General features: G+C 68.8%; 26 protein-coding genes. 15 read left to right on the top strand and 11 right to left on the bottom strand.

Annotation, left to right across the window (positions count from 1 at the left end; genetic code table 11):
- Positions 1-48 precede the first annotated feature (48 nt).
- On the top strand, positions 49-402 hold the full coding sequence (locus ACIG5A_RS38280; protein WP_397249493.1) for a DUF3099 domain-containing protein: 354 nt from the start codon (positions 49-51) through the stop codon (positions 400-402).
- Here ACIG5A_RS38280 and ACIG5A_RS38275 read toward each other — a convergent pair whose 3' ends face one another.
- Entirely contained in the window at positions 403-1,701 is a 1,299-nt protein-coding gene (locus ACIG5A_RS38275) for an MFS transporter (RefSeq protein ID WP_397249355.1), read from the bottom strand.
- A gap of 106 nt (positions 1,702-1,807) precedes the next feature.
- On the opposite strand from ACIG5A_RS38275, the gene ACIG5A_RS38270 reads away from it, so the two are divergent.
- The 4 genes from ACIG5A_RS38270 (at position 1,808) to ACIG5A_RS38255 (ending at position 6,318) form a co-directional block, all read left to right on the top strand.
- Entirely contained in the window at positions 1,808-2,554 is a 747-nt protein-coding gene (locus ACIG5A_RS38270; protein WP_397249353.1) for a VOC family protein, read from the top strand.
- Positions 2,551-3,573: a GlxA family transcriptional regulator gene (locus ACIG5A_RS38265; RefSeq protein ID WP_397249351.1), complete on the top strand. Its 1,023-nt coding sequence runs from the start codon at positions 2,551-2,553 to the stop codon at positions 3,571-3,573. The genes ACIG5A_RS38270 and ACIG5A_RS38265 overlap by 4 nt, the downstream gene beginning before the upstream one ends.
- 65 nt (positions 3,574-3,638) lie before the next feature.
- On the top strand, positions 3,639-5,156 hold the full coding sequence (locus ACIG5A_RS38260; protein ID WP_397249349.1) for a methyltransferase: 1,518 nt from the start codon (positions 3,639-3,641) through the stop codon (positions 5,154-5,156).
- Positions 5,157-5,349: 193 nt separating this feature from the next.
- Positions 5,350-6,318, top strand: coding sequence for a sigma-70 family RNA polymerase sigma factor (locus ACIG5A_RS38255; protein ID WP_397249347.1), 969 nt, complete (start codon positions 5,350-5,352; stop codon positions 6,316-6,318).
- A 646-nt stretch (positions 6,319-6,964) separates the two neighbouring features.
- Here ACIG5A_RS38255 and ACIG5A_RS38250 read toward each other — a convergent pair.
- A complete protein-coding gene (locus tag ACIG5A_RS38250; protein WP_397249345.1) occupies positions 6,965-7,594 on the bottom strand; it encodes an ester cyclase in 630 nt (209 codons plus the stop codon).
- 124 nt (positions 7,595-7,718) lie between these two features.
- On the opposite strand from ACIG5A_RS38250, the gene ACIG5A_RS38245 reads away from it, so the two are divergent.
- The 7 genes from ACIG5A_RS38245 to ACIG5A_RS38215 all read left to right on the top strand — a co-directional run bounded on the left by ACIG5A_RS38245 (position 7,719) and on the right by ACIG5A_RS38215 (position 13,701).
- Complete coding sequence (locus ACIG5A_RS38245) at positions 7,719-8,333, top strand: flavin reductase family protein (protein ID WP_397249343.1); 615 nt, start codon at positions 7,719-7,721, stop codon at positions 8,331-8,333.
- 121 nt (positions 8,334-8,454) lie between these two features.
- Positions 8,455-9,525 carry an LLM class flavin-dependent oxidoreductase gene (locus ACIG5A_RS38240; protein ID WP_397249341.1) on the top strand — a complete coding sequence of 357 codons (1,071 nt, stop codon included), beginning with the start codon at positions 8,455-8,457 and terminating at the stop codon, positions 9,523-9,525.
- Between the two features lie 25 nt (positions 9,526-9,550).
- On the top strand, positions 9,551-10,051 hold the full coding sequence (locus ACIG5A_RS38235) for a DoxX family protein (protein WP_397249339.1): 501 nt from the start codon (positions 9,551-9,553) through the stop codon (positions 10,049-10,051).
- On the top strand, positions 10,048-10,887 hold the full coding sequence (locus ACIG5A_RS38230) for an ABC transporter permease (protein ID WP_397249337.1): 840 nt from the start codon (positions 10,048-10,050) through the stop codon (positions 10,885-10,887). Before ACIG5A_RS38235 ends, ACIG5A_RS38230 begins: the two co-directional genes overlap by 4 nt.
- Positions 10,888-10,942: 55 nt before the next feature.
- Positions 10,943-11,836: an ABC transporter permease gene (locus ACIG5A_RS38225; protein ID WP_397249335.1), complete on the top strand. Its 894-nt coding sequence runs from the start codon at positions 10,943-10,945 to the stop codon at positions 11,834-11,836.
- 57 nt (positions 11,837-11,893) lie between these two features.
- Positions 11,894-12,700: an ABC transporter ATP-binding protein gene (locus tag ACIG5A_RS38220; RefSeq protein ID WP_397249333.1), complete on the top strand. Its 807-nt coding sequence runs from the start codon at positions 11,894-11,896 to the stop codon at positions 12,698-12,700.
- 17 nt (positions 12,701-12,717) lie between these two features.
- Positions 12,718-13,701: an ABC transporter substrate-binding protein gene (locus tag ACIG5A_RS38215; RefSeq protein WP_397249331.1), complete on the top strand. Its 984-nt coding sequence runs from the start codon at positions 12,718-12,720 to the stop codon at positions 13,699-13,701.
- Here ACIG5A_RS38215 and ACIG5A_RS38210 read toward each other — a convergent pair.
- From ACIG5A_RS38210 to ACIG5A_RS38200, 3 genes are all read right to left on the bottom strand, one after another.
- A complete protein-coding gene (locus ACIG5A_RS38210) occupies positions 13,641-14,480 on the bottom strand; it encodes a Crp/Fnr family transcriptional regulator (RefSeq protein ID WP_397249329.1) in 840 nt (279 codons plus the stop codon). The genes ACIG5A_RS38215 and ACIG5A_RS38210 overlap by 61 nt on opposite strands.
- A gap of 195 nt (positions 14,481-14,675) precedes the next feature.
- Positions 14,676-15,482: an E3 binding domain-containing protein gene (locus tag ACIG5A_RS38205; protein ID WP_397249327.1), complete on the bottom strand. Its 807-nt coding sequence runs from the start codon at positions 15,480-15,482 to the stop codon at positions 14,676-14,678.
- Positions 15,483-15,484: 2 nt separating this feature from the next.
- On the bottom strand, positions 15,485-17,659 hold the full coding sequence (locus ACIG5A_RS38200; protein ID WP_397249325.1) for a thiamine pyrophosphate-dependent enzyme: 2,175 nt from the start codon (positions 17,657-17,659) through the stop codon (positions 15,485-15,487).
- A gap of 100 nt (positions 17,660-17,759) precedes the next feature.
- On the opposite strand from ACIG5A_RS38200, the gene ACIG5A_RS38195 reads away from it, so the two are divergent.
- Positions 17,760-18,263, top strand: a complete 504-nt coding sequence (locus ACIG5A_RS38195; RefSeq protein ID WP_397249323.1) for a VOC family protein — start codon at positions 17,760-17,762, stop codon at positions 18,261-18,263.
- On the opposite strand, the gene ACIG5A_RS38190 is transcribed toward ACIG5A_RS38195, so the two are convergent.
- Genes ACIG5A_RS38190 through ACIG5A_RS38180 form a run of 3 tightly spaced genes read right to left on the bottom strand, consistent with a single transcriptional unit; the run spans position 18,254 to position 21,918 of the window.
- Complete coding sequence (locus tag ACIG5A_RS38190) at positions 18,254-19,696, bottom strand: NAD-dependent succinate-semialdehyde dehydrogenase (RefSeq protein WP_397249321.1); 1,443 nt, start codon at positions 19,694-19,696, stop codon at positions 18,254-18,256. The genes ACIG5A_RS38195 and ACIG5A_RS38190 overlap by 10 nt on opposite strands.
- 12 nt (positions 19,697-19,708) lie before the next feature.
- The gene (locus tag ACIG5A_RS38185; RefSeq protein WP_397249319.1) at positions 19,709-20,980 is read right to left on the bottom strand and encodes a M24 family metallopeptidase; all 1,272 of its coding nucleotides are present in this window, start codon (positions 20,978-20,980) and stop codon (positions 19,709-19,711) included.
- Positions 20,977-21,918 (bottom strand): NAD(P)-dependent oxidoreductase, encoded by a 942-nt coding sequence (locus tag ACIG5A_RS38180; RefSeq protein WP_397249317.1) that lies wholly within the window; start codon positions 21,916-21,918, stop codon positions 20,977-20,979. The genes ACIG5A_RS38185 and ACIG5A_RS38180 overlap by 4 nt, the downstream gene beginning before the upstream one ends.
- Before the next feature lie 185 nt (positions 21,919-22,103).
- On the opposite strand from ACIG5A_RS38180, the gene ACIG5A_RS38175 reads away from it, so the two are divergent.
- Together ACIG5A_RS38175 and ACIG5A_RS38170 are read left to right on the top strand one after the other, a co-directional pair.
- Positions 22,104-23,009, top strand: a complete 906-nt coding sequence (locus tag ACIG5A_RS38175) for an ABC transporter substrate-binding protein (protein ID WP_397249315.1) — start codon at positions 22,104-22,106, stop codon at positions 23,007-23,009.
- 100 nt (positions 23,010-23,109) lie between these two features.
- The gene (locus tag ACIG5A_RS38170; RefSeq protein WP_397249313.1) at positions 23,110-24,129 is read left to right on the top strand and encodes a LacI family DNA-binding transcriptional regulator; all 1,020 of its coding nucleotides are present in this window, start codon (positions 23,110-23,112) and stop codon (positions 24,127-24,129) included.
- Positions 24,130-24,521: 392 nt separating this feature from the next.
- Here ACIG5A_RS38170 and ACIG5A_RS38165 read toward each other — a convergent pair whose 3' ends face one another.
- From ACIG5A_RS38165 to ACIG5A_RS38155, 3 genes are all read right to left on the bottom strand, one after another.
- Entirely contained in the window at positions 24,522-24,926 is a 405-nt protein-coding gene (locus ACIG5A_RS38165) for a hypothetical protein (RefSeq protein WP_397249311.1), read from the bottom strand.
- 157 nt (positions 24,927-25,083) lie between these two features.
- A complete protein-coding gene (locus ACIG5A_RS38160; protein WP_397249309.1) occupies positions 25,084-25,377 on the bottom strand; it encodes a hypothetical protein in 294 nt (97 codons plus the stop codon).
- Complete coding sequence (locus tag ACIG5A_RS38155; protein WP_397249307.1) at positions 25,374-25,661, bottom strand: hypothetical protein; 288 nt, start codon at positions 25,659-25,661, stop codon at positions 25,374-25,376. The genes ACIG5A_RS38160 and ACIG5A_RS38155 overlap by 4 nt, the downstream gene beginning before the upstream one ends.
- Positions 25,662-25,669: the final 8 nt, after the last annotated feature.

Here is a 25,669-nt window from a genome sequence, read left to right as displayed (position 1 = left end):
GCCCCGGACGCCGACGATTTCGGCAGCGGTGATCGCCCTGATGTGACGATGCCGGCGCCACCTCGCCCGTCCTCCGGATACTTTCCCGGCAGCGACGACGACCATCCGGTTCTGATCACCGAGGCGGCGCCGTCGCTGGAAGACCAGCACCGTGCCCGCGTCCGCCGCTACACCATCATCATGGCGTTCCGTATCCCCTGCCTGATCGGCGCCGCGATCGCCTACGGCCTGTGGGGCAGCGCGCTGATCTCCCTGCTGATCATCGGCGTGTCCATTCCGCTGCCGTGGATCGCGGTGCTCATCGCCAACGACCGGCCCCCGCGCCGCAAGGACGAACCCTCGCGCTGGGACCGGCCGCGCACCGCGATCGAGTCGCGGCCACACAAGGCGATCGACGGCTAGCTATACCGCGGCGGGGACGACCGCGCGTTTGATGAGGATCGACATCAACGCGGCGAGCCCGCACAACCCACCGGCGATGTACCACGCCATGGTGTAGCTGCCCTGGATATCCCGGATCACGCCCGCGCCCGTCGCGGCGATGGCCGCGCCGATCTGATGCGAGGCGAACACCCAGCCGAAGGCGACCGGCCCGTCGTCGCCGAACAGTTCGCGGCACAGCATCACCGTCGGCGGCACCGTGGCGATCCAGTCCAGACCGTAGAAGATGATGAACACCCACATGCTCGGCTGGGTGTGCGGCGCGAACAGCGACGGCAGGATCAGCAGCGACAGACCGCGCAGCGTGTAGTACGCGAGCAGCAGATAGCGCGGGTCGACCCGATCGGAGAGCCAGCCGGAGAAGATGGTGCCCGCGACATCGAAAATGCCGACGAGCGCGAGCAATCCGGCGGCGGTGGTCGGCGGCATGCCGTGATCGTGCGCGGCGCTGACGAAGTGGGTGGCGACCAGTCCGTTGGTCGACGCGCCGCAGACCGCGAAACCACCTGCCAGCAGCCAGAATCCGGGCCTGCGCGCGACCGTCGCGAGCACGGTCAGCGCCCGGATGGCGCCGCCGGTGGCCTGTTTGCGCAGCCCGGCGGTGCTGCCGGGCTCCGCGCCGTACGCGGAAGCGCCTACGTCGCTGGGGAAGTCGCGGATGAACAGCAGCACCAGCGGCACCACCGCCAGCGCCGCGGCCGCGACGACCAGCGAGGGCACCCGCCACCCGTGCGCGCTCGCCAGCGAGGAGACCAGCGGCAGGAACACCAGCTGCCCGGTCGCGCCCGCGGCCGTGAGCACGCCGGTGACCAGGCCACGCTGGCGCACGAACCAGCGCCCGGTGATGGTGGCCACGAATGGCATCGACATGGACCCGACGCCGACGCCGACCAGCAGCCCCCAGGTCAGGATCAGCTGCCACGCCTGGGTCATGAACACCGTCAGCCCCGCGCCCGCCGCGACGAGCACCAGCGCGCTCGCGACCACCCTGCGGATGCCGAACCGGTCCATCAGCGCCGCGGCGAACGGCGAGATCAGGCCGTACAGCAGCATATTCAGCGAAACGGCGGAGCCGATGGTGCCGCGCGACCACCCGAACTCCTCGTGCAGCGGGTCGAGCAGCACGCTCGGCACCGAACGGAACGCGGCCGCACCGACCAGCGTGACGAAGCCGACGCCGGCGACGATCCACGCCGGGTGCAGGCGTTGCGCACGAAAACTGTTGCCTGGCGGTGGCGTAGAGGTTCGCAGTTCGGTCACCAGAGCAGCGTGCAAGAAATTCCCGCACGGAACGAGTGGCCCATATGCCACAATGCGTCAATATCTGGCCATAGTACTGATCGGGCCATTGATGCGGGAGGACAGCATGATCAGGTGGATCTGGGCGTTCATCGACCGCCCCACAGCGCAATTCGAGGACGCACTCGCCTTCTGGACGGCGGCGACTGCCACCCACCTGTCCCCGCGCCGCGGCGACAACGACGAATTCGTCACGCTGCTCCCCGCACACGGCGATCCGTGCATCAAAGCCCAGGCCGTCGGCACGGGCGGCGGCGTGCACATCGATCTCGACGTCGAGGACGTGCGCGAGGCGCTGACCCGCGCCGAAAAGCTCGGCGCCACCGTGATCGCCGACCACGACACCTACGTCATCATGAGTTCCCCACAGGGCCAGGTGTTCTGCCTGACCGGCGAGGACGGCGGTGAGCTCCCCGCACCCGCCGTCGCACCCGACGGCACCCTCAGCAAACTCGATCAGATCTGTATCGACGTCGGCCCCAGCGGTTTCCAGGACGAGGCACGCTTCTGGGCCGAACTGACCGGCTGGCAGCCGCGCCCGCACCCCACCCTCACCGAGTTCATCCACCTGATCCCGGACCGGATGATGCCGGTGCGAATCCTGTTGCAGCGCGTGGGCGAAGAACGGCCGACGAGCGCACACCTCGATCTGGCCTGCTCCGATATCAGCGCGCTGGCCGACTGGCACGAGACACTCGGCGCGCGCAAGGTACGGCGCGGCGGGCACTGGATCGTGATGACCGACCCGACCGGATACACCTACTGCCTCACCGGCCGCGACCCGAAGGCCGTGCACGGCAAGGCTTCCGCGTGAGCGAGCCGCACAAAGTCGCGGTGCTCGCGATCGCCCCGGTGGTCGGCTTCGATCTGACCATCCCGCCGACCGTGCTCGGCTGCGCCGAATCCGCCGACGGCACACCGCTGTACGACGTGCACGTCTGCGGCGTGACCACCGAGGGCGTGCCCGCGACCACCGGATACACCATCGTCCCCGAATACGGCCCCGAGTGGCTCGCCGAGGCGGATACGGTGATCGTCACCGGCACCAAGATCATCGGACCGCGCACCGACGGCAGCCTGCCCGCGGAGATCGCCGCGGCGCTGGCGACCATCCGCCGGGACGCCAGGATCATCTCCATCTGCACCGGCGCGTTCGTCCTGGCCGCGGCGGGCATACTCGACGGCCGCCGCGCCACCACGCACTGGGCCTTCGCCGACCGGTTCCGCGAGCTCTATCCCCTGGTGCGGCTGGACGAGAACCTGCTGTTCGTCGAGGACGGAAACGTCTGGACCGCAGCGGGTCTGGCCGCGGGCATCGACGTCTGCCTGCACATCATCCGCTCCGATCACGGCAGCGAGGTCGCCAATCGCGCGGCACGCTACTGCGTGGTGCAGCCGTGGCGCGACGGCGGACAGTCCCAGTTCATCGAGCGCAATGTCCCCGATCCCGGCGACGAGGGCACCGCGCCGACCCGCGGCTGGGCGCTGCGTCATCTCGAGCAGGACCTCGACCTCACCACCTTGGCCGCGCACGCCCGGATGAGCGTGCGCACCTTCACCCGCCGTTTCAAGGCCGAAACCGGGCTGGCGCCGGGCACCTGGCTGCTCCAGCAGCGCCTGCGCCACGCACGCCATCTGCTGGAGACCACCGATCTCCCGGTCGACGCCGTCGCGCACTCGGCGGGCATCGGCACCGCCGCATCCCTGCGCCACCACATGCGCGCCGCGGTGGGGCTCGCTCCGCTGGCCTACCGCAAAACCTTTCGCGCACCCGCCCCCATGAACGCCGCGCCGCTCGGTAACGCCGCTGCTCTAGCGGGCGCGGCGGGCTGACGTCGGCCGCGCGAAGTCCGGAGCTGCCTGCGGATGCTGGGTGGTTGCGGTGGCAGAGTACTCGTGTGGCTACCAACCGGACGACGACTGGCTCCCTGCTCACGGCACTGTGCCCGGATCTACGGACCGCATTGCGGCGGGTCGGATACGACGCCGACTCGCTCATCGAGGCGCTCGGCGCGGATGTGCATGCGGCACTCGGGCGTTCGGAGCCGGTGCCGGTGCGCCGGGCGGCCAGGGGCGCCGGCCAGCTCGGCACGCTGATCCGGCTGCTGCTGCTCGGCGACGCGCTGCCGGAACGTGAGGTGGCCGCCGCGCTGGCCCCGGTGGATATGGACCGCGCGGTCGCAGCGGGGCTGCTCGAGCGCGACGCGGATCTGATGCGCGCGGCTCTGGATCTGCGCCCGCTCGACGCGGGCGCGGGCACCCGGTGGATCCTGTCCGATCTGGACGATTCGATGCGCAGGCGCACGCTCACCGAGGATCACGTGCTCGGCGTCGGGCACGCCTCACTGTCGCTGCTGCGCGCCACCCCGACCGCGCCGGTCGGGTCCGTCCTCGATCTCGGCACCGGCTGCGGCGTGCAGGCGGTGCACGCGGCCTCCTACGCGTCCTCGGTCACCGCGACCGACGTCAATCCGCGCGCGCTCTGGCTCGCCGAGGCCACCGCCGTACTCAACGGCCTCGATATCGAACTGCTCGAGGGTTCCTGGTTCGAACCGGTCGCGGGCCGCCGCTTCGATCAGGTGGTGGCCAACCCGCCGTTCGTGGTCGGCCCCGCCAGGATCGAACACACCTACCGCGACTCCGGCCTCGCGCTGGACGGCGCGAGCGAATTGGTGATCTCCCAGGCCGCGGATCTGCTCGCGCCGGGCGGCACCGCGGCGATGCTGTCCGCCTGGGTGCACGTGGACGGCGAGGACTGGCGCCAGCGCGTCTCGTCCTGGCTGCCTTCGCACGGCGTCGACGCCTGGGTGGTGCAGCGCGATGTCGCCGATCCCGCCCTCTACGTCGGAACCTGGCTGCGCGACGCGGGACTGGATCCGCGCGATCCGGCCGCGCAGGCGCGCGCCGAACGCTGGCTCGACGCGTTCACCGCCGCCGAGGTCGAGGGCATCGGCTTCGGTTTCGTCTATCTGCGCGCCATCGACGGCCCCACCGAACTGCTCGCCGAGGACCTCACCCACGGATTCGACGACCCGCTCGGCGCCGAGGCCACCGGATATTTCGAGCGTTCGGCCTGGCTGCGCGCGGTCGCGGCGGCGGAAAACCTGGCCTGGCGTTCACGTTTCGTTGTCGACCCGGCGACCGCGCTGGAGCGCATCTATTTGCCCGGCGACGAGGGCTGGGCGCCGGAGATCGCCAGGCTGCACCGGGGCGACGGACCGCGCTGGCAGCACGAGGTCGACGAATCCACCATCGCGCTGGTGGCGGGAATGCGGCCGGACGGCCTGCCGTTGTACGAGCTGATCGAACTGCTGGCACTCGCCCACGGATCCGGCGAGGTGACCCAGGAGTTCGCGGCCGATGCGCTCTCCGTGGTGGCCGGGCTCGTTCGCCACGGTTTGGTACGCCCCGTGTAACCACATGGCAACGACACGCAGGCGGGCGAACGCATTGGTGAGTGTTGTTCCGGCGAGGCGCTGTTCTCAGGAACTTCTCAGACGGTGGTGACGAAAGCCGCAGTTCAGAGCGGTTTACGACAGCCGTATCCGGGAACTTTCTCCTTGTCGGTTCCGTTGATCGGAGTGAGACACCACCGACAGGAGGCAAGTCATGACAAGCCCCGCCACCACTCGTGTGCGCATCAGCGAATCGGACCTCGACGCCCAGAGCCCTGCCGCCGACCTGGTACGCGTGTACCTGAACGGGATCGGCCGCACCGCACTGCTCACGGCTGCCGACGAGGTCGAGCTGGCCAAGCGCATCGAGGCGGGCCTCTATGCTCAGCACCTGCTGGAGACCGGCAAACGGCTGTCGGCCACCCGCAAGCGCGACCTGGCCGCCATCGTGCGCGAAGGCCAGACCGCGCGGTCGCATCTGCTCGAAGCCAACCTCCGCCTCGTGGTCTCGCTCGCCAAGCGCTACACCGGCCGCGGCATGCCGCTGCTGGACCTCATCCAGGAAGGCAACCTCGGCCTGATCCGGGCCATGGAGAAGTTCGACTACGCCAAGGGCTTCAAGTTCTCCACGTACGCCACCTGGTGGATCCGTCAGGCCATCACCCGCGGTATGGCCGACCAGAGCCGCACCATCCGCCTGCCAGTGCACCTGGTCGAACAGGTGAACAAGCTGGCGCGGATCAAGCGTGAACTGCATCAGCAGCTGGGCCGCGAGGCCACCGACCAAGAGCTGGCCAACGAATCCGGCATCCCGGTCGACAAGATCTCCGATCTGCTCGACCACAGCCGCGATCCGGTAAGCCTGGACATGCCGGTCGGCAACGACGAAGAGGCCCCGCTCGGCGACTTCATCGAGGATTCCGAGGCCACCTCGGCCGAATCCGCGGTGATCGCCGGACTGCTGCACCACGATGTCCGCAGCGTGCTCGCCACCCTGGACGAGCGCGAACAGCAGGTCATCCGGCTGCGCTTCGGCCTGGACGACGGCCAGCCGCGCACCCTCGACCAGATCGGCAAGCTGTTCGGGTTGTCCCGCGAGCGGGTCCGCCAGATCGAGCGTGAGGTCATGTCGAAGCTGCGCAAGGGTGAGCGGGCCGACCGGCTGCGCGCCTACGCGAGCTGAACCCCAGCCAGGGAGACGAAGCGGTCCTATCGACCGAATAAGCAAGTGTAGTAACAGAACTCGTGCTGGTGACCCCGGCACGTGCCATCGACGCCGGGCAACTCCGAGGCGGCTCGGCGTCGCGGCCTTCGCGGTCGGCAACGATCGCCTCCCCACGCCGACCGGTGCCCGCGTGAACCCGCCCCCTCCGGGCTCCCGCGAACCGGTCGGCGAACTCTTGGATCACCTCCCGAATCGACCGTGGTCGGGCTGCTGGGTGCGCTCAGTGAGATGAGTGGCCCCAGTGGGATGGATGGTCTCAGCGGGGTGAATCCGCTCAGGAGAGTGAATCCGCTCGGCGAATCGGCTCGGCGAATCGGCTCGGCGGCTCAGCGAAGCGGATCGGCTCAGCGGATCGGCGAAGCGGATCGGCGAAGCGGATCGGCGAAGCGGATCGGCTCAGCGAAGCGGATCGGCGAAGCGGATCGGCTCAGCGAAGCGGATCGGTGAAGCGGATCGGCTCAGCTCGGCGAAGTGAATCCGCTCGGCCAAGTAGATCGGCTCAAGCGAGTCAGCTCAGCGGATGGATCGGCTCCGCGGGGACAATCCGCTCAGCGGAGCGGGTCGATAGTCAGCGGAGCGGGTCGACTCAGCGGGCGGATTCGACTCAGCGCAACTCCACCTGCACACCGAGCTGCTGGAGCAGGGCAAGTTCGTCGCCGAAAAACCAGGCTTCCGCGACCAATTCGCCCTCGATGCGCCAGATGCCCGCCTCCAGGATCGCCAATTTCCGTCCCGTGGCCGGGATTCCGAACAGCGGGCCGGTATGCGTACCGCGCAGCGTCCACACCGCCCAGACCCGATCGTCCTTGGCGACGATATCTTCCACGGTGTCCACCCGATCGCCGATGGACCGCGCGGTGTAGCCGTCCGCACCGAGGCCGGTCATGGTGGCCAATCCACCGAAACCCCTTCTGTGATGCCGCAATTGCGGATGCATGAAGCGCTTGCGCTGCGCGAACGAGGCGGCCCGGAGAGCGAGTATCAGCTCGATATTGCGCAGTTCACGCTCGGTATAGCCGGGCCTGGCAAACCGGGCCGGTAGCGCGGTCGCCACCAGCCCCCTGGGATCCGGCCACGTAGCACCCACACTCGGCACAGCACCCGCACTCGCACTCGGCGTGCCCACCGTGCTCGGTGGGCCCACGGCAGCACTTCCCGGTGTCGCCTCTGTGTGGCCGGCGGCGGATTCGACGGCTCGAGGCGTGGTGACGCCGAGCTGGTTTCGGTCGTTCATCTGACCATCCCAGGCCCGCACGGACCGGTGCGGCAATGCCCTGTGCAAAGCTGCACAACGCCGTATCCGAGGCCGGGCCCCGCGTCGCAGACTTCCCGCATCAACCGAATGCGAGGAGGTCGCCATGGCGAGTGCCGCGGCTACGAGTAGCGCAGCTTCTGGACCACCCGTCGGAGCGCGGGGACAGGATCCGGCAGCGCGCGGTGTCGGTGCGGATCATTTCCGCGCACTGGCCGGTTCACTGCCGACCGGGGTGTGCGTCCTGACGACACTCGATGCGGCGGGGCGACCGGTCGGCATGACCTCGGGCGCGGTCTGCGGACTGTCCCGGGTGCCGCCGCTCCTGCTCGCCTGCCTCGACACCACCTCGCGCACGCTCGGCGCACTGTTGCAGCGCGCCACCTTCGGCGTGAACATCCTGGCCGCCGACGCGGCCTGGCTGTCGGACCGATTCGCCGGCGACGCGCCCGACCGATTCGCCGGTGTGCCGTGGACCCCCGGCCCGCACGGCATCCCCATCCTCACCGAAGGCGTAGTCGCCCACGCGATCTGCGAGGTCTACCGCACCGTCCACGCCGGTGACCACCTCATCGTGCTGGGCCTGATCACCGACGGCGAACACCACCCCGACGCCGACCCCCTCCTCTACCACCGCCACCACTACTCCGGCTTCCAGCCCCATTCGTCCGCCGAGCGCAGTCGAACGCCGCGCGACACGCCGCATCCAGCCACCATCTGACAGCGGCGGGTCGGTGTCGCCGAGCGGCCACACCAGCTGCCGGCAACTCAGCGGGCCATCGATACTCGACCATTCCGCAAACGATTGCAGTACCCTCCCGAGATCAAGAGAGTGACACCACATGCGTTTTTCGATCTACCTGAACGCCCAGACGCGCGGTCCCCAGGAGGACGTGCCGATCATCGAAACCCTCACCCGGCAGGCGCTCGAGGCCACCGCGGCGGGGTTCCACGGTGTCGCGCTCACCGAGCACCACTTCTCCGGTTACAACACCTACGGCGACAACTTCATGTTCGCCGCGCACCTGGCGCCGCAGACCCCGGCGGGCACGAAATTCTCACTGGCCGTAGCGGTTCCGCCGCTGCACAATCCGCTGCGGCTGGCGCAGAAATGCAATCTGCTCGACGTGCTCACCCGCGGTGAGCTGATCGTCGGATTCGCGGCGGGCGGCTCACCGGTCGAATACGCCGGACTCGGCCGTGATCCCGGCGCCAGGCATACCGACATGATGCACAACCTGGAGATACTCGAGGCCGCGCTCGGCAAGACGCTCGAGGACGCGCCACTGGAGTGGGCGACGACCTTCGAGCGCGGCACACTGCACACCCGAATCATGCCGTCGGGCTTCCATCGTCCGCATCCACCGTTCGCCAGGGCCACCCAGAGCGATTCCGGCGCCGAATGGACCGGCCGCAAGGGGTGGTACCTGTTCACCGCCCGCGAGACGCCCGCCGCACTGGCCGACCGGTGGCGGGTGTATGAGAAGTCGCTGCGCACTTCGGGTCTGGCGACCGGCATGGTCGAGGAGCGCCTCGACTGGAGCATGGTGCAGAAGCAGGTGTACCTGGCCGAGACCAGCGCCGAGGCCGAACGCGATATCCGGGAACGCCTGGTGCTCATGGCCGACCATCAGAAGCGCAGCTTCGGGCTGGTCTCCAACATCCGCGATGCCGAGCACATGCGCAGCGTCGTCGGCGTCACGCCGCAGAAGCCGGACGAGTTCCTCAGCCACGCCATGATCATCGGCGACCCGGCGGCGGTACGCGAGCAGATCCGCGAGTACGAGGCGATCGGGATCAGGCATATGGCGCTGCTTTTCAACTACGGCTTCATGTCCACCGAGGTGGCCGACCGCTCGCTGCGGCTGTTCCTGGAGGAGGTGCTGCCCGAATTCGCCACACCCCGTTCGTAATCCGGTTCAGAAAGGGAGGGCAGCCGTGGAAGTCGGGTTGCTCATCGTCCGCGTGATCGTCGGCCTCGTCATGGCCTACCACGGCACCGAGAAACTGTTCGGCTGGTGGGGCGCCGACGGACTCGACGGCGCCACCAGGTTTTTCACCAGTCAGGGCTATCGGCCGCCACGCCTGATGGCCGCCGTCGCGGGCGGCACCGAGACGGCGGGCGGTGTACTACTCGCCCTCGGGCTCGCCACGCCGCTCGCGGCGCTGATGCTGATCGGCGCCTTCGTCAACATTCTGCTGCTGCACCTGCCGAACGGCTTGTCCCGCAGGAACAACGGGTTCGAGTACGAACTGGTCCTGCTGGCGGCCACCTGTTGTGTGGCGTTCGCCGGTCCCGGCGCCTGGTCGGCCGACGCGATGCTCGACGCGCCGTGGGACGGAATGAGCCGGGGCGCGGTGGTTCTCGGCGTCGGCGTGCTCGCAGGCCTCGCGGTCAGCGGCAGTCGCAGGCGCGGCACGGTCGAGGAGGCCCGATGAACGCACTGGCCACCACGCCACGGGGCGCCGCACGGCGCACCGGGGCGCCCGATCGGCCGAAAGCCGCACGGGCACTGATCGCCCTCGCCAGGGGCGTGGCCGGGGCGGGCTTGGTAACCCTGGCATTCGAGGGCTTCGCGCGGCTGGAACTGGTCGACCCCAAGCTCTTTCCGCCCGCCAGCGTGATCCTGCCGAAAGCGCTGACGCTGCTGGTGGATCCGGCCTTCCTGCGCGAGGTGGCGGCGACGCTCACCGCGCTGGTATCCGGGGTCGGCGTCGCCGCCGTGATCGCGGTGCCGCTCGGGGTGATCCTCGGCTCGTACCGGCTCGCGGCCACCGCGTTCACCCCGATCATCGATTCGCTGCGCTCGGTGCCCGGCATCGCGATCATCCCACTGCTGGTGCTGATACTCGGGCAGGGACTCGAAATGAAGGTCACCGTGGTGGTTTTCGTGACGGTGTGGCCGCTGCTGTTCAACACCATGTACGGCGTGCAAGCGGTGGACCGGGTCGCGATCGAAACCGCGCACAGCTTCCGCGTTCCGACGCTGATGCGCTGGCGGCGCGTGGTGCTACCCAGTGCATTACCGCTGATGCTCACCGGATTGCGGCTGGCACTGTCCACCGGGCTTACGGTCGCCATCGCCGCCGAGATCGCGGTCGGCTCGCACGAGGGGGTCGGGTACTTCATCCTGCGGGCCAGCTACGCCGGGTTCCACGCCGATGTGGTGTTCGCGGCCGTCGTGCTGGCCGGTGTCCTCGGATACGGGCTGAACATGCTGGTCACGGCGGCTACTGAGCGTTTGGTGGCCTGGGATACGCGAGGCGCGTCATGAATAGGCGAATCCTGTGCGAGCACGCATCGGAGCCGAGCACCAGGGAGGTCGGGGCATGAGCGAACAGACAATCAACAGCGCGCCGATCGATCATTCGGCAGAAGGCGCCGCGGTGCCGATCGGACATGCCGCGGGGCCACGAGAACACCCACGCTGGATGGGCGTGGCGGGCCGCGCGCTGGTGCGCATCGCACCGGCCGTGCTGGTCGTGCTGCTCTGGCAGTGGGTGACCGTGCGCGCACAATCGCCGTTCTTCCCGCCGCCGGTCGAGATCATCGGGCGGGCAAGGGAACTGTGGTTCAGCGGCCCCATCGCGCACGGCCTGCTCACCGACGCGTTCTGGGCCGATGCCGTGCCGAGCGTCGCGCGTGCTATCGGCGGCTGGCTACTCGGCGCGTTCGTCGGGATCGCCGTCGGACTCGTCGCGGGCCAATGGGCCAGGGCCGCAGGCTATCTCGATCCACCGGTGAACTTCCTGCGCTCACTGCCGAAACCCGCGATCGTCCCGGTGTTCCTGCTGGTGTTCGGCGCGAGCGATGTCATGCGGATCGGGCTCATCGCCTTCGGCTGCATCTGGCCGGTACTGCTGAACACGCTACAGGGCGTGCGCGCGGTGCCGCCCGCCTATCACGAGACGGCGCGGGCATTTCACCTCTCGATGCGAACCAGGTTCCTGCACATCATCATTCCCGCGGCGCTGCCGAAGATCGCGGCGGGTATGCGGGTCACCCTGTCGCTGTCGCTCATCCTCATGGTGCTCTCCGAGTGGCTGCTGTCCGACAACGGGCTCGGCCACTTCCTGATCAACGCGCAGCGCGGCTTCGACGTGGTGGACATGTGGGCCGCCATCGTGCTGCTCGGCCTCATCGGCTACCTGCTCAACGTCGGCTTCCTCGCGGTCGAGGCCCGCGTGCTCGCCTGGCACCGCAATATCTCCGCCCAGGGGTAACCCCCTTGCCCCACACAGTGACTGTCCCACAACGCAATGACGCACAGGAGGACGACCATGGCCGATCTCGCGATCGACAACCTCGCCAAGACCTACGGCACCGGCGCCGGCACCCACATCGCGCTACAGAGCGTGTCCTTCGAGGTGGGCGCGGGTGAGCTGGTCGCCGTCGTCGGCCCGTCCGGCTGCGGAAAGACCACGCTGCTGCGCTGTGTCGCCGGCCTGGTGCCGCCGAGCGCGGGCCGGGTGCGGGTGCTCGGCGAGGACGTCACCGGCGTGCCCGAAGGGCTGGCGGTGGTGTTCCAGGACTACAGCCGATCGCTGTTCCCGTGGATGCGGGTCGGGCGCAACGTCGAATTCCCGTTGCGGACCCTGCCGCTGACGAAAGTCGAACGGCGGCAGCGGGTTCAGCAGTCGCTGGCCGCGGTGGGCCTGGCGGACAAGGCCGATCGCTATCCCTGGCAGCTGTCCGGCGGTATGCAGCAGCGCGTCGCCATCGCCAGGGCGCTGGCCTATCAGCCGAGGGTGCTGCTGATGGACGAGCCGTTCGCCTCGGTGGACGCCCAGACCAGGGCCGGGCTGGAGGATCTGACCCGCAGGGTGCGGGCGGAATTCGGGATGACGATCCTGTTCGTCACCCACGACATCGACGAATCGGTCTATCTCGCCGACCGGGTGGTGGTGCTGCGCCGCTCCCCCGGCGCGGTGCTCGCCGAGGTCGAGATCGACCTGCCCGCCGAGCGCGATCAGATCGCCACCAAATCGCTGCCCGAATTCGTGCGCCAGCGCAGCGAATTGGCGCAGCTCATCCGGCAGGCCGCCGAACCGTCCCGCCAGACCGCGCGCACCGCGGTAACCCAGTGAACCGGAGGATCCGAACCATGTTCCGCCACCATCGCATTCGCCTCGCCGCCGGGGCCGCCCTGGCCTGTTGCCTCGCCCTCGCCACCGGCTGCGCGGGCAGCGACCCGGCCGCGACCGGCGCCGACGGCCGCGCCAGGGTGCGCATCAGCAGCCCGGCCAACGTCAGCAACGTGCCACTGCACATCGCCATGGAGAACGGCTATTTCGCACAGGAGGGCCTCGATATCGCCGCCGATGTCGATCTCGGCGCGGGCAGCACCATCGAGTCGGTGATCGGCGGACAGGTCGACATGGCCTGGACGAATGTGGTGAGCGCGCTCAACGCCTACGGCAAGGGCCTGCGCATCCGCCTGGTCGCCGTCACCGACCTCGGTGTCGACGGCGCGCAGCAACTGCTGGTGCCCAAGGATTCTCCCGCCCGCGAGCTGAAGGATCTCGTCGGCAAGAAGGTCGCGGTGTTGTCCCCCAACACCATCTGCATCGTCAGCATCCGTGCCGCACTGAAGGCGCTCGGGCTGCCGCAGGACAGCATCGCCTTCACCCCGGTCGCACCGCCCGAGCACGCAACCGTGCTCAGCTCCGGTGAGGTCGCGGGGACATGCACCAGCGATCCGTTCCGCACCCTGATGATCGAAGAGCTCGGCGCGCGACCGGTATTGGACGCGACCGCGGGCGAACTGGCCGGGCATCTGGTGGGCGGCTACGTGGTGTCCGACCGGTTCGCCGCCGCGAATCCTGGCGTGCTGGCCGGCTTTCAGCGGGCGCTGGTGAAGGCGGCCAAGTTCGCCAACGCCGATCCCGGCGCGGTCCGGGCGGCGCTGCCGAAGTTCACCACCATCGACGCCAAGATCACCGACCGGGTCGCGATCAACAAGTACGTCGAAACCGATCTCGCCGCAACGAAATCCGAGGTGCAGCGGATGGCCGAGCTGATGCGCGCCTACGGGCTGCTCGACAAACCCCTCGACGTCTCCGGCTTCCTGCTGCCAGGGACCTCGTGACCCGGCCGCCTGCCACGGGCGCGCTCCGGTACGGACGGCCGCCGCTGGGCGGTCTCCGGCCGGTAGCGCGCCCGCCGCGTCAGGCCATCGGCGTCGAGCACCACGAATTCCTCACCGTCCCTGCGGATCCAGCCGCGCCGGGCGAACTCCACCAGCACCTGGTTGACCCGCTCCCGCGAGGCGCGCACGTGGTGGGCCAGCTCGTCCTGGCTCAGGTCCAAGCGCAGCCGCACACCGTCGACGGTGTGCCTGCCGAACCGGGCGGTGTGCTCGACCAGCGCGCGGGCCACCCTGGTCGCCACGTCGACACCCGCCATATCCTCGAGGCGGTCGTTCATCCGGCGCACCCGCTCGGCCAGCAGCCGCATCATGCGGAACGAGGCCGCGGGATAGCGATCGAGCCATTCGCGCATCCGCGGGATCGGCACCAGTGCCGCGACGGTCTCGCGCACGGCGGTGGCGTCGGCATGGCGGACGCCACCGTCGAAAACGGCGAGCTCGCCGAGCAGATTTCCGGCGCCCGCCATGGTGAAGATGATGTCCTTGCCATCCGGGCCCGGCCGGGTGACCTTCACTTTGCCCGAGGCGAGGACGAAGACGCCCTCGGGACACTCACCCTCGTGGAACAACCGATCACCGGCCGCGTACACGCGCCGCTCGGCGATGGCGAGAAAGTCCGCGACGGCCTCCGGCGCCAGGCCATAGAGCAGCGGACTGCCGAGCAACCCTGTTTCCGCATTCCACGGTGACATCACGCACCACCCGCTCTTTGTCGACATCGACGCACTCCGAGCCTAGATCGAATACGAGCCCGGCCACGGAGCTTTCGCAGCCGGCGCCCCGTCCGGGTAGCACGCCGCCATCGGGCCGCTTCGTTCGTCGAGCGCAGTCGAATGGCCCTCGTTTGCGGCATGTCGCACGGCCATTCGACTGCGCTCGACCGATCTCACGGCTCGTGCTGACCTCGCCGAAGGTCAGGTGAGGATCCTGGCGGGATACTCGACCCTGGTGACGTAGGCGGACAGCCAGCGGGCGGCGAGCACGACATCTACCACTGTGGCGTCCACGGTCAACGTGCAGCGCACTACCGTCGCGATATCCAGCGCGCCATCGACCACGACCGCTTCCGGCCGTGCCGTGCCGAGGCCGAGTACCGCGGTGCGACCATGGCCACCGAGTCCGGCGACCTCCTCGACGTCGTAGTCACCGAGGTGCAGCACGCCGAATCCACCGTCGTCCAGGCCGGGCACCACCGCGTGTGTGCGCACCGACGCCCTGACCAGCAGGTCCTCCATCGAGATTCGGGGCGCGCCCGGTTCCGACAGCTGTTCGCACAGTGCGATCAGTGGATCGACCCGCACCGCACGCCGCAGCTGGACGGTCGGTGCCGCCAGGTGAGCGGTCGGTGACGTCGGCCGGACTGTCGGCGACGCCTGGCCTTCCGCCACATCGGCGTGCGCCGGGTTCCGCAGGGCGGTCGCGTCCGCCACGTCGCGACGCACCATCCCGCCCGCCGGGCCCGTTCCGGGGAGTTGCGCGGCCGAGTCCCATAGGCCGATCGCCTCCGCCACATCACGGCGCACCATCCCGCCCGCCGGGCCCGTTCCGGCGAGTTGCGCGGTTGAGTTATGCAGGGTGGTCGCTTCCGCTACGTCACGACGCACCACCCTGCCCGCCGGGCCTGTTCCCGTGAGTTGGGCGAGGGGAAGTCCCGCGTCCGACGCCATCCGGCGGGCCAGCGGGCTGGCGAACGTTCGGGGGCCGGTCTCGTGCTGAATCATGGTCAGAACCTCGCTATTTCGGTGAGTGCGGCGGCGACCTCTTCGGTGCGGGCGATGGCGGCGCGCTCGAGCACCTTGCTGATGCTCGGCGACGCTTCGCGGCCGGTGACCCGCTGGACGGGGTGGTCGAGCCAGTCGAAGTAGCGGCGGTGGATCTCGTCGGCCAGCCAGGCGCCGTAGGACGTGCCGAGCGCGCCCTGTTCGGCGATGAGCACGATGTTGGTCTTCTTGATGCTGGCCTCGATGGTGTCCCAGTCGATACTGGCGCGGTCGAGCCAGCGCAGGTCGATCACCTCGGCGTCGACGTCCACCGAATCCACCGCCGCGAGCACGTAATCCACCATCGCCAGGTAGGTGAGGACGGTGACGGCGGAACCGCTACGGCGCACCGCCGCCGATCCGACGGGGATGCAGTAGTCCAGATCATCCACCGGCCCTTGGCCCTTCGAGGCGTACAGGTCGACGTGTTCGAGGACGACCACCGGATCCTGGCAGCGCAGCGCCGAATTCATCAGCCCCACATAGTCGAACGGTGTACTCGGCGCGACGATGCGCCAGCCGGGCGCGGTCGCGAAGATCCCCGCCGGGTCCATCGAATGCTGGGAGCCGTACCCGGTGCCCATCGCGACTTTGCTGCGCAGCACCAGCGGCATCGCGCCACCGCCGCCGAACATGTGGCGCGCCTTGGCGATCTGGTTGAACAGCTGGTCGGCGGCCACCCACATGAAGTCGGCGTACATGAATTCGACGACGGGAGTGAACCGGCCGTCGATGGCGATGCCGCCGCCGAGGCCCGCGAAGCAGTTCTCGCTGATCGGGGTGCCGAGCACCCGGTCGGCGAAGCGTTCGACGAGCCCGCGGGTCGCGCCGTTGGTACCGCCGTTGAGCCGGTGGATGTCCTCGCCGAGCACCACGATGCCGGGGTCGGTTTCCATGCGCCGCGCCATCACCGCGGCGACCGCTTCGATGAACCTCTGCTCGGCGAGCCGCCCGGTGTAGCTGTCGCGATCGGCGAGCGGCGCGCCGTCGAATTCCGAAAGGTCGCCGCGCACACCGATATCCGCGAAGGCGGGGTCCGGCCACTCCGTCGTCTTGATGCGCCTGCCCGCCCTGGTGTCCGGTGCGTCCTCCAGCAGCAGGTCACCGGTTTCGGCGAGCACATGTTTGGCGCGGGCGACGGTCGCGTCGATCTCGGCGCGGCTCATCAGGCCGCGCCGGATCAGGTGCCCCGACAGCTGAGTGACGGGATCGCGTTCGCGCCACCGCTTCTCCTCCTCCTTGGAGCGATAGCCGTAGGCGCTGCCGGGGAAGGTGCCGCTCTGATGGAAGAAGCGGTAGGTGTCGGCCTCGATCATCGTCGGCCCGCTACCGGAACGCATGTGCGCCAGCGCTTCTCGCATCGCCAGGTGCACGGCGAGCGGATCCATCCCGTCCACCCGCCAGCTCGGGATGTTGAACCCGAGCCCGCGCGCGGACAGCCGCGGCTCCCCCGTCGCCTCCGCGACCGAGGTGGCCACCGCGTACTGGTTGTTCTCGATGAAGAAGCAGATCGGCAATTTCCATGCCGCGGCGAGATTGAACGTCTCGAGCGTCGAGCCGATATTGATCGCACCGTCGCCGAAGTAGGTGACCGCGACCGCGTCGGAGCCGGATTGTTTACGCGCCCAGGCGAATCCGGCCGCCTGCGGCACACCGCCGCCCACGATGGCGTTGGTACCCATCGCACCTGCCGGCTTCCATTGCAGATGCATGGAACCGCCGCGACCGTGGCTGAAACCCCGGTCCAGGCCGCAGATTTCGGCGAGGGTACGCAGCAGCACCTGCCTGACCTCCTCGGTGTGCGGCGCGTCCGGGTCGATCCCCTTCGGCGCGACATGGCCGAGCGCCTTGGCCAGGAACTGGTGATGGCCCCTGTGCGAGCCGTTGATCGCGTCCTCGCTGGTCAGCGCGAGCACCGAACCGACGGCACCGCCCTCCTGGCCGATGCTGGAATGCGCGGGCCCGTGTACCAATCCGGCGGCGGCCAGTTCGAGCACGTACTCCTCGAAGGCGCGGATCAGCACGAGCTGGGCGAGCATGGTGCGCAGCAGGTCCGGTGCGGCCTCATCCCAATCCTCGTTGGTGGCAACGAGTTCCACCCACGGTGCGGCGGCCGCGAGCCGGTTGTACTTGGTCATGACGATCTCCAAGGTGTCGTTGTGGAAAACGCAACACACCCATGGCCGTGGCGCACGGGGCGTGGCTAGCGTTCGCAGCCAGTCGATTCGGGAGGTTGATATGGCGATTCCTGGCGTGCGCCGGTTGGATCACATCGGGTTCACGGTGCCCGATCTGGAGCAGGCGAGCCGGTTCCTGGTGGACGTGCTCGGCTGCGAATACCTGTTCCCGATGGGGCCGTTCCGCGACGACGGCGACTGGATGCGCCGACATCTGAATGTGCATCCACGGGCGGTGATGGAGCAGCTGCGCTTCTTCCGCTGCGGGGATCAGGCGGTGTTCGAGGTGTTCCAATACCGTGCGCCGGACCAGAATCCGGTGCTGCCCGCCAACAGCGATCACGGCGGCCATCACGTCGCGCTCTACGTCGACGATCTGGACCTCGCGGTGAAATATCTGCGCGAGCAAGGGGTTACGGTGCTGGGCGAGCCGACGGCCAGCACCGGTCCCGGCGAGGGGAATCGGTGGATCTATTTCCTCGCGCCGTGGGGCATGCAGTTCGAGCTGGTGTCCTACCCGAACGGCAAGGCGTTCTTTCGCGATCGCCCCCTCGATCACCATTGAACGGCGATGTATTTCGACTCGAGGTATTCGAGCAGCCCGTCGTGGCCGCCCTCGCGGCCGAGGCCGCTCTGTTTCACCCCGCCGAACGGCGCCGCGGGATCGCTGACCAGCCCGCGGTTCAGGCCGACCATGCCCGATTCCATCGCCTCGCTCACCCGCAGCCCGCGTGCGAGATCACCGGTGTAGACGTAGGAGACCAGCCCGTGTTCGGTCCGGTTGGCCAGCGCGAGCGCGGTGGCCTCGTCGGTGAATTCGACGATCGGCGCGACCGGGCCGAAGATCTCCTCGGTGAGGATCGCCGCGTCGGGCGGCACGTGGCGCAGCACGGTCGGCGGGTAGTAGCACCCGTCGCCGCGCTGCCCGCCCGTCAGCGCCTCGGCGCCCGCGGCGAGCGCGCCGCGCACGAGCTCGTCCACCTTGGCCACCGCCTCGGCGTTGATCAGCGGCCCGACCTGGTTGTGCGCGTCGGATCCAGGACCGACCCGCAGCGCCGACATCCGCTGCGCCAGTAGCTCCGCGAAGTCCGCGGCGATCGCGGATTCGACGTAGAAGCGATTGGCGGCGGTGCAGGCTTGGCCGCCGTTGCGCATCTTCGCCACCAGCGCGCCCTCGACCGCGGCCTCGAGGTCCGCGTCGGCGAACACCAGGAACGGTGCGTTGCCGCCGAGTTCCATCGAGGTGTTGGTGACGTGGCGCGCCGCCTCGGCCAGCAGTACCCGGCCGACCTCGGTGCTGCCGGTGAACGACAGCTTGCGCACCCGCGGATCGCTCAGCATCGCGGCTACAACGGCACCGGATCGCCTGCTGGGCAACACATTCACCACACCCGGCGGCACGCCCGCCTCGGACAGCAGTTGCCCGAGCGCGAGCGCGGTGAGCGGGGTGTCGCTGGCCGGTTTGAGCACCACCGTGCAGCCCGCGGCGAGGGCGGGCCCGATCTTGCGGGTGGCCATGGCGGCGGGGAAGTTCCACGGCGTCACCAGCACGCAGATCCCGACGGGCTGGCGGGCCACCAGAATTCGGTTTCCGCCCGCGGGCGCGCGCAGCAGCTCGCCCCTGGCGCGCACCGCCTCCTCGGAGTACCACCGGAAGAATTCGGCCGCGTACGCCACCTCGCCGCGTGCGTCCGCGAACGATTTGCCGTTCTCCAGCGTGATCAGCCCGGCCAGCTCCTCGGCTCGCTCGGTCATGAGATCGTAGGCGCGGCGCAGGATTTCGGCTCGCTCCCGGTCCGGGGTGGCCGCCCACGCCGCCGCGGCAGCGGCGGCCGCGTCCACCGCGTCGGCGGCATCGGCGACCGTCGCGTCGGCGACCGAGGTGATCGGCTGTCCCGCCGCGGGATCGAGGACGTCGAACCGGCCGCCGTCGGACGCCGCGACCGCCGCGCCGCCGATGTACAGGTCGGCGAGTAGTTCAAGTGTATTGACACCCATCGGAATTCACCTTCAGTAGCGGTTGGCGACCACGAGGTCCTGCGCGGGGAACAGGGTGAGGACGCGCGGGCCGTCCGGCGTGACGACCACCTCCTCTTCGATGCGGGCGGCCGAGAAGCCGTCGGAGGCAGGGCAATACGTCTCCAAGGCGAACACCATCCCGGTCTGCAGCTGCACCGGCTCGCGCATGCTGTTGAGCCGGGAGATGATCGGCCGCTCGTGCAGGCCGAGCCCGAGGCCGTGCCCGAATTGCAGGCCGAACGCGGCCATTTCGTTCTCGAAGCCGAATTCGGTGGCGGCGGGCCATGCGGCGGCGACCTCATCGGTGCCGACACCCGGTGCGATGCGGGCGATCGAGGCGTCCATCCATTCCCTGGCCCTGGTGTAGGCGTCGCGCTGGCTCGCCGTCGCGCTGCCGACCCCGAAGGTGCGGTAGTAGCAGGTGCGGTAGCCGTTGAACGAGTGGATGATGTCGAAGAACGCCTGATCGCCCGGGCGGATGATGCGGTCGGAGAAGTTGTGCGGGTGCGGATTACACCGCTCACCCGAGACCGCGTTGATCGCCTCGACCTGATCGGAACCCAGCTCGTAGAGCCGCTTGTTGGCGAGTGCGACGATGTCGTTCTCGCGCACACCGGGTTTGAGCGCCTCGACGATGTCCTGGTAGACGCCGTCGACCATGGCGGCGGCCTGGGTCAGCAGCATGATCTCGTCCGGCGATTTGATCTGGCGCGCGTCGAGCATCAGCTGCTGGGCATCGACCACCCGCAGCCCTTGCCGCTGCATCTCGAACAGGAACGGCGGCTCGACGATATCCACCGCGACCGGCGCGCCGGCCACGCCCGCATCGATCAGCAGGCCCTTGATCTGGCGGACCGCCGATTCCATCAGCCCGGCCGTCGGCGCGATCGCGCCGCGCAGGCCGAGCATGCCCGCGTGACAGTCCTGCGGCCGCAGCCACGGCGAGTACAGCCGGTGGTGCCGGGCGGCGGAGCCGAAGTCCCACAGCATCGGCTCGCCGTCGCGGGTCAGCAGCGCGTAGCGAGTCATTTTGTCGCCCAACGCACCACCGATCCAGGTCTGGGTGGTGTAGCGGATGTTGTAGAAGTCGAACAGCAGGAAGGCGCCGCAGTCGCTGCTCGCGAGCGCCGCCTTGGCGCGGGCCAGCCGGTAGGCGCGCAGCCGGTCGAAATCGACGCGCTGCTCGTAGTCGACTCCCATATGCCCTGGCGCCGCCATCGGCGCGAGAGTGCCTGCCTGCCGCGAGATCTCGACCGTGCTCATGCCTGCGCGCCGAGTCCGTCGTCGACCACCGCGTGCTCGGGTTTCAGCGTCAGCCCCGAGGCCTGCGCCTGCAGATCCAGCAGTATCGCGAAGTCCTCGTCGACCCGGCCGCTGCCGACGCTCGCCTGCACCAGTTGCGCGGTCGCCGCCGCCACCGGCATCGGCACATCGAGGCGCCGGGCCGCGGCCAGGCCGAGGTCGAAATCCTTGCGCAACAGGATCGGCGTGAAAGTCGGTGTGTAGTCCAGGTTTACGAACGCGGGGGTCTTGTACCTGGTGAACACCGAGCCCATCACGCTGTTGTTGAGGAAGTCGAGGAACGCCGCGCGCGACACCCCGCCCTTCTCCGCGAGCACGGTGATCTCGGCCATCGACTGGGTGACCACGCCGAGGAACAGGTTGTGGCAGATCTTGACCAGCCTGGCCACATCGTCGTCACCGACGTAGGTGACGGACTTGCCGAGATGCCCGAGCAGCGGGGCGACCTCGTCGTAGAGCTCCCGCGGACCTGACGCGGCGATCGAAAGGCCACCCGCGCCGACCACTTTCGCATTGCCACTGACCGGTGCGGCGAGGAAGCCGACGCCGCGCGCGGCACAGGCTGCGCGGATGCCCGCCGACGATTCGGTGGACACCGTCGAGCAGTCGACCACGACGGCGGGCAGCGCGGCCGGATCCGCGAGCAGTCCACCCTGGCCGAGCAGCACCTGCTCCAGATCGGCGGGGGTGGAGACCATCGTGAAGACCACATCGAGCCCCCTCAACTGCTCGATGGTGTCGGCGACAGCGCAGCCGTGCTCGGTGAGCGGTTCGGCCTTGCTCCTGGTGCGGTTCCAGACGGTCACCGGCAGGCCTGCCACGGCGAGGCGGGTGGCCATCGCGGCGCCCATCCGTCCGGTGCCGATCCAGCCGACCGTCGGGTTGTTCGAGGGACTCACAGCAACTCCTTGCAATCGTTTGCAGTCAAAATATGACCTGATAGATCGGTCAGTCAAGAGTCAGTTTCGGACTAGATATGCAAACGAATGCAGTCTAGGGTCGAGGTCGAGACGCCAAGGATGCCCGAGACCGGCGCCGACCCCGCCGACGAGATCGCGGTGCGCATCAAGCAAAGGAGACAATCGTGTGGACGACGCTCACGGTGGGAGTGTTCACCCCTTCCGTCCTCCTGGCGGTGGCCGCGGACGCGGGCACTCTGGCGGCGCGAGAGCTGACGGTGGAACAGGTCCGGGTGGGCTCCTCCCCCGGACAGTTCCGCGCCCTGCTGGACGGCGACCTCGACATCGCCCTCACCAGCCCCGACAACGTGCTCGCCTACCGCTACGACCCGGCCAACCCGCTCGGCGAACTCGCCGACGTCCGCATCGTCGCAGGACTCGACCGCAGCATGGGCCTGGCACTGTACGGCCGCCCCGGCCTGACCGATCCGGCACAGCTCCGCGGCGCCACGCTCGGCGTCGACGTGCCGACCTCCGGCTTCGCCCTCGCCATGTACGCACTCACCGAATCACTCGGAATCGACAGGGACACATACGAACTCGCCACGCTAGGTTCGACGCCCCGCCGCCTCGAAGCACTTCTCGCCGGCCGCTGCGACGCCACTATGCTCGGCGCGGGCAACGAACTCCACGCCGAACAAGCCGGCTGCGTGCGCTTCGCGAGCGTCGCCGAGGTGTGCGCGCCATACCTGGGCTCGGTGCTCGCCGTCGCCGGGGACAAGGCCCTCGCCCCCGCGCACCGCCTGGCCGACGCACTGCACGCCACCGCCGCCGCCATCCTCGCCGGACACCTCGATCACCAAGTGCGCGACGCCGCAACCACTCTCCTCGATCTCTCCGGCGACCTCGCCACCCGCTACCTGGATCGGCTCCGCCACCCCACCGAAGGATTGATCGACCACACCGAGTTCGACCCGGCCGCCCTGGCCACGGTCATCGACCTGCGCCGCCGCTACCTCCCCACCCCGGCCCTCGCCCGCGCCCTCGACCCCGATCCAGCGACTGGCCTACTCGCACTGGCGCGAACATGAATCCCCACGCCAAACCGGCGCGTACACGCAATTCCTCGACGGCCGGACCACTCGCGCTGCGGTGGATATGACCTCGCGACGAGCACCATAGGATGACCCCATGCAGCCACCCACGCTCCGCGACGTGGCCAACGCGGCGGGCGTGCACACCGCCACCGCGTCGCGCGCGCTGAATCCGGAATCCCGCAACCTGGTCAATCCGGATACCGCGCGGCGCGTGCTGCGGGCGGCCCAGGCGCTCGGCTATCGGCCCAATCCCATTGCGCGCGGCCTGAAGACGGCGAAATCCGGCACCGTCGGCCTGGTCATCCCCGACCTCACCAATCCACTGTTCCCGCCTATCGTGCGCGGCATCGAGGATGTGCTCGCCCCCGCCGGCTACAGCACCCTGATCGTCAACACCGACAACCAGCCCGATCGCGAGAAATCCCAGATCGCGTCGCTGCGTTCCCGCCAAGCCGAGGGCCTGATCATCGCGACCGCCCTGCTCGACCATCCGCTGCTGCGCGAGCTGCACGATCAGCGGGTGCCGATGGTGCTGGTCAACCGGCGCACCGAGGATCTCGGCGTCGGTTCGGTCGCGGCCGACGACGCCATGGGGGTCGGCCTGGCCGTCAAACATCTCGCCGACCTCGGCCACCGCCGCCTACTCCACCTGGCGGGCCCGCAGACCACCTCGACCGGCGTCGATCGCCTGCTCGCTTTCCGGGAAGCCGTGCGCCGCTACGACCTCGACGCCGATCCCGCGCGAATCGTGGTGTGCGACAGCTGGACCGAGGAGGCGGGCGCGGTAGCCCTGCGCTCCGCCCTGGACGCGGGCCTGGACATCACCGCCGTCGTCGCGGGCAACGACCTCATCGCTCTCGGCTGCTACGACGTCTTCGCCGAACGAAATATCGCCTGCCCCACCGACATCAGCGTGGTCGGCTTCAACGGCATGCCCTTCCTCGACAAACTCCGCCCGCCACTGACCACCGTCGCCGTCCCCCACCACGCGCTGGGCCAAGAAGCCGCCCGCATGCTCCTCGACGCCATCACCAGCCCGGACCGTCCCCCACGCTCCGTCCTGCTCCCGCCATCCCTGACGGTCCGCGGCTCCACCACCGCACCCCATCCCTGACCTGGTCGGGCGATCATCCGGAACTCAGGTAACTGCGCTCTCGCACGTTACTTACGTCAGTTCCTGATGATCGGCCGTCCAGGTTTGCGCCGCACGCACTGGCGGCCACTGTGTTACGCACCAGCGCACAGTCGACCGCCAGAACTCGACGGGCGCTGCCGCGCACCGGTATTCACGCCGTGCCGCGGATCCCGCGAAACTCCGTGCGCGTCCCTCGAACTGGTGCGCAGCGGCTCGGACGATGCGCGCCACAGGACGCACGACGCAGGGAGCATCCGCCGACCGTACGGCCCGATGGATGCAGCGCACTGACTTTCGCGCCGCGCTGCGGATCCTGCGCTCTATCTTGCGCGGCGATGGAATCGGTGCGCCGGGTGCGCGGTGGATGGGCGCTAGGGGTCGAGTTGGTCGAGGAGCCAGCGGGGGCCGGTGGTGGTGGCGCCGAGTGCCTCGACTCGGGTGCGGAGTCCGCGATCCGCCGTGACGACGGTGATCGATCGGTGGCCGTCCTTCTCGACAGCCGCTGCCACGACGTCGACGATCGCGTCGTCTCCGGATCCGTGCGCTGCCACGATGTGAAGTCCTTCGAACCCCGCCTCGCTGGTCATCGCGGCTTTCGCCGCGCCTTCGAGCACGACGACAATCTCGGCCGGTCGATCCAGGCGCTCGTGCAACGACGTCAGCCGCTCGAGCAGCCGCCGCGCCGCGCCGCTGCGGTCGCGCCACCATCCGTCGGGCCGCGAACCGACCACGTTCGCGGCATCGACCACGATCAACTCGTCTCGGTCATCTGCCATGGCTCACCCTAGAACGCCGAGGCGTCGCATCACGTTCTCCCCAATCCGCCGGACGCACGCCATCCCACCTTCGCGCACACCTTCTGATATCCCGCACAGCGAATCGCCGCGCCGATACGCCGTGCGGGAAATCGAAAGGTGTGCGGCGGTGGGGCGCTCAGCCCGCGCAACCAGGATCGGCGACGATCACGGCGTTGGACGGAACGATGACGACGCGCTTGTCGTCCTGATACACCCATTTCGTCGTGCCGTACACGCGCTGCCCTTTGCCGACGCATTTCGTCGCGAGGTTGCCGAATCCGTCCGGAAAGTTGTAAACCTCGGCCGCGGTGTTCTCCCCCGCCTGACCACGAACCGGCGCATCGGCCTTCCCACGCTCCTCGTAGTACTGCCGAGAGCACCCCACCACCGAAAGCAGCAGCACACAGCCGACGACAGCCGCCCACCTCATGGCTGCCCCTTGCACGCCTCGTCGGGAACAACCTGAATATTCGACGGCCCAGTGGCATTCGTCGTCACATAGGCCCGAAACCCATGCCCCACACACTTGGTCGCGATGTTCCCGAAACCATCCGGCATATTGAACACTTCCGCCGGAGTGTTGTCCCCCCGCTCATCCTTGACCGGAGCATCCCCCTTCCCCCGCTGATCGTTGTAATCATTCGAACACCCCGCCGCCAGTACCGCGACGGCAACAACCGCCACGCGCACAAGCACCTTGACATTGATCCGCATGAAATCCC

The organism is Nocardia sp. NPDC052566, assembly GCF_044547285.1.
GTDB lineage: Bacteria > Actinomycetota > Actinomycetes > Mycobacteriales > Mycobacteriaceae > Nocardia.
This window is presented reverse-complemented; position numbering and strand designations above follow the sequence as displayed.